The following is a 4,019-nucleotide window of genomic DNA, read 5'->3' on the forward strand; positions in this document are numbered from 1 at the left end:
ATAAGAGCAAGCTCTTAATCCATTCGCTCGACTTGCATGTATTAGGCACGCCGCCAGCGTTCATCCTGAGCCAGGATCAAACTCTCCAATAAAGTTAGTTTGTCTAGCATCATAAAATAAAAATTGACGTTTCACGTTGTTTGTTTCGTTCAGTTTTCAAAGAACTACTTGGTCGCTCATTTGCGACTTCCTTATGTTAACATTTTCATCTTTTAATGTCAACTAAGTTTTTCATTTCGTTTGTCGCTTTCGATGTTGTTGTCATCGGCGACTTGTTCTATATTACACCTCTAAGTAGCAATCGTCAATACCTTTTTATAAATATATTCAAGTTAATATTTTGACACTCTCTAACCTAGAGAAGAATCTATAAAAATTACATTACTAGAAAAGCAACTTCTACTTCTCTTTAATCTCCTCTTCCAAAATATATCCAAGTTATCTTAGCCCTATAGACTTAATTTATATGAAAGGTTTTACTTAGTGAAACAAACAATATTAATAAAGACTAATGTGTAATTAAAAAGTTATTCCCAAAATACCTCCTTGTTTATCACGCACCCCATTAGAAAGGATTAAAGATATACGTATTCTTATAACAAACAACGATACAGAAGTTCATAATAAACTTGTATACTATTCTAGTTATAGAGTTCCCCTTATATGAGGTAATCCTTGCTTATCTGTTTACTCATAAATATATACAAATATATTTACTAACTATCCTGCGTCACTGAAATATCCATCTTATATCTCTTTCATCTTTAGGCCTCATCCATTTCCATACAGCCTAGTGGTAATAGCCGTTATATCCTCTTAGCAGAAACTTAAGATATGCATACAAACTACATTCGAGGCCCGAACCGATTAATAGCATTTCTTTTTCAGCATATATACAGGATTAAAAATACGAGCCTCAATTGATCTAGTATACTCAACACACCGATAAGGAACAAGCGTTCTTTTGTTTGTATCACTTTTTATAACATTTAAGTATGTTTATCCTATACCTATGACATGTAATTTTATTATTCTTTTATATATCCTTCTTTTTAAAATACATATAGAATTACAAATTCACTTATTTCTAACTACAAGCTTAAAATTCCGATATAAACGAGCCTGAATTTCTAATCTAAGAAAAATCTAACTCTTACTTTGGGGACACAGCCACAATTATTTAACTTCCTTACTACAACTAAACTCCCTCGCAATAACCATAGCCAAAATAACTTTTACATTTAAGATAAAAGGTATATTCAATATTCCCGACTCCGCTGCTCTGAAGATGAATGTATCATATCTGTCACCGCATGATATAGATTTTCTGGATGTTCAGCAATCCGGTGACATAAATACAAATACCACTCTTTCCCATAAGTCAAATATACTCTAGCGTTATGTCCTTTGTTTTTCAAATTACTTAGCATATCCGGACGAATTCCATATAACATTTCTATCTCTACATTAGATTGACTAAAATATTGACGGTGTTCCATCTCTTTAATAAGAATTTCATCATGTGTAGCTATAGATACAGGGTGATTGTTTTCAATTAATTGTTCTACAATTTGAAGATACTGCTGATTTAAATCGGTTGATCTAGGCATAGCAATATCCGGAACTTCTTGATAGGCACCTTTTACAACTCGTATTTTCCCTGGATAATGTAGGAGTTCTTGAATATCCTTGTTCGAGCGATATAAATGTGCCTGAATTGTTATCCCTACGTTAGGATATTGCTCTGTTGTTTTTTTATAAATAGAAAGAATGTCCTCTGCCTTAGATGATTCTTCCATACTTATCATAAGGGTAGTTCCTTGTGCATTTGCCTTCTCTGCCAACTCCATTAAATGAATATAAGATATTTCTGGATCTATAGATAATCCAATATGCGATAAATCAAGTGATACTGTTTGTTTTATAGAAAGAGCACCCACGTCCCCAATAAGATTCAAAAACTCATTTTTTGCCTTATAACACTCCTTTATATCTAGCTTATTTTCCCCTATATACTCCAGTGAAGTATGATACCCTTTTGTAATTAGTTCTTTTGCCGTCACAATCCCCTCATGTCTCGTTTCTCCGGTGACAAAGCGTTTCGCAGCTTGTAACAATAACACATAGAGCTCCGTGGATTGTTGTACATAGGATTTTATATGTTCATTTCGTGCAATCGATTTAAATGCCTGAGCTACTTGAAATTCTTTCGTCATCACATTTTCATCTCCCTTAGAACTATTTGATCCAACTATAGCATGCTAAAATGGTTCGTATTAGTACCATTTTAGCCAAATTTTTATGGTACCAATTTTGATGAAGGGAGCATTTATATGCTTTGGATACCTATTGATCGATCGTTAGATATTAGTTTAATTCGACAGGTTTATTACCAAATACGTGAGCGAATATTAAATGGAGACCTACAGTCCGGAGAAAAGTTACCATCAACACGGGAATTATCTTCTGAGTTAAACGTATCTAGGAATGTAATTTTAGAAGCTTATGATCAATTATTTTCCGAAGGTTTTTTGGTCGCTCGACAGGGAGCAGGAACATTCATTGCTGAGGGGACTTATTTAGAACAACGTAAAAAATCAACTCTAATTGATTCTTTATCTTGGTGCGAAGAAATAAACAAAGACAGTAACATCATTAATTTTCGTTCAGGGATACCAGCATTAGACTTATTTCCACGCAAGAGATGGGCAAATTTGTCTCACACAATATGGCACGAAGCACCCCCTTCTACGTTTGGATACGATATTCCCGAAGGGCGTCCCGAATTAAGAAAGGCTTTATCACGCTATTTATTAAAAACAAGAGGAGTTTTTTGTCATCCAGAACAATTAGTGATTACTTCTGGTGCAACTCAAGCTTTAACACTTGTTTCTAAATTACTTTTATCAACGGGTGATGAAGTAATAATAGAAGATCCTATTACCAATGACATTCAAACAATTTTTAAAAATTCAGGAGCCTTCCTTTATCCTATACCAGTTGATGATAATGGGATGGATACATCTTTGCTACCTGTAAATAAAAATCCAAAATTTATCTTTATTACTCCTTCTCATCAGTTTCCTTTAGGTGGAACATTACCGATTCAACGACGGGTTCAATTGATTAACTACTCAAGAAAAACAAATTGCTACCTCATTGAAGATGATTATGACAGTGAATTTCGATATGAAGGCTCACCCGTAAGTTCATTACAGGGATTGGATCCCGAGCGTGTTATATATATAGGTTCATTTAGTAAAATTTTATCACCGGCCCTTAGGATGGGATACTTAGTTCTTCCCTCACACCTTATTGAAAAATGTCGCAAAGTAAAATGGTTTTCAGATCTACATACACCTTCTTTAAATCAGCTTGTTCTTGCTAAATTTATTACCGAAGATCATTTGGAACGGCATATTATGAAGATGAAAAAACTCTATAAAAATCGAAGAAACTTCCTTATCCAGCAATTAAAATTAGCATTCTCAAATAAGATCAATATTTTCGGCTATTCTACAGGATTACACTTGATTGTTGAATTCAATCAAGTTCAATTCACAAAAGAATTACTTGAGGAAATTCAACAACTCGAAGTAAAAGTATATCCCGTGGAAGACCACGCCATTAAAAAAGGAAAACATCATAATCAAATTATTATAGGGTACGGACATTTAACAACTGAAGAAATAAAAGAAGGGGTGAACAGGCTACAGAGGGCATTATCTTGTATATATTCTTGTTAACAAATAGACAGTTTAACCAACTTGACCATATTTTTCTGAAGGTACACTATTTACATGTGAAATCATAATTAAATCAAGGTGTTTCTTGTTAGATAAACGTACTTATAGAGGCGACATTAATTACAAGATTACTTCATTAAACACAAAAAAGACGAGTCATTTTGACTCGTCTTACAGTTGCTTGGCGACGTCCTACTCTCACAGGGACAAGGTCCCAACTACCATCGGCGCTAGAGAGCTTAACTTCCGTGTTCGGTATGGGAACGGGTGTGA

General features: G+C 34.1%; 2 protein-coding genes and 2 rRNA genes. 1 reads left to right on the top strand and 3 read right to left on the bottom strand.

Going from position 1 to position 4,019, the window contains the following annotated elements:
* Together ACTFSI_RS27745 and ACTFSI_RS27750 are read right to left on the bottom strand one after the other, a co-directional pair.
* A 16S ribosomal RNA gene (locus ACTFSI_RS27745) occupies positions 1–92 on the bottom strand; the annotation flags it as partial.
* A gap of 1,167 nt (positions 93–1,259) precedes the next feature.
* Entirely contained in the window at positions 1,260–2,216 is a 957-nt protein-coding gene (locus ACTFSI_RS27750) for a proline dehydrogenase family protein (RefSeq protein ID WP_014481544.1), read from the bottom strand.
* 117 nt (positions 2,217–2,333) lie between these two features.
* Here ACTFSI_RS27750 and pdxR point away from each other — a divergent pair, with 117 nt between their 5' ends.
* Positions 2,334–3,746 carry a MocR-like pyridoxine biosynthesis transcription factor PdxR gene (gene pdxR / locus ACTFSI_RS27755; RefSeq protein ID WP_000964406.1) on the top strand — a complete coding sequence of 471 codons (1,413 nt, stop codon included), beginning with the start codon at positions 2,334–2,336 and terminating at the stop codon, positions 3,744–3,746.
* Between the two features lie 179 nt (positions 3,747–3,925).
* Here pdxR and rrf read toward each other — a convergent pair.
* Positions 3,926–4,019 (bottom strand): 5S ribosomal RNA (rrf, locus tag ACTFSI_RS27760); the annotation flags it as partial.

This window comes from Bacillus cereus group sp. MYBK101-2 (genome assembly GCF_051918845.1).
Taxonomy (GTDB): domain Bacteria; phylum Bacillota; class Bacilli; order Bacillales; family Bacillaceae_G; genus Bacillus_A; species Bacillus_A paranthracis.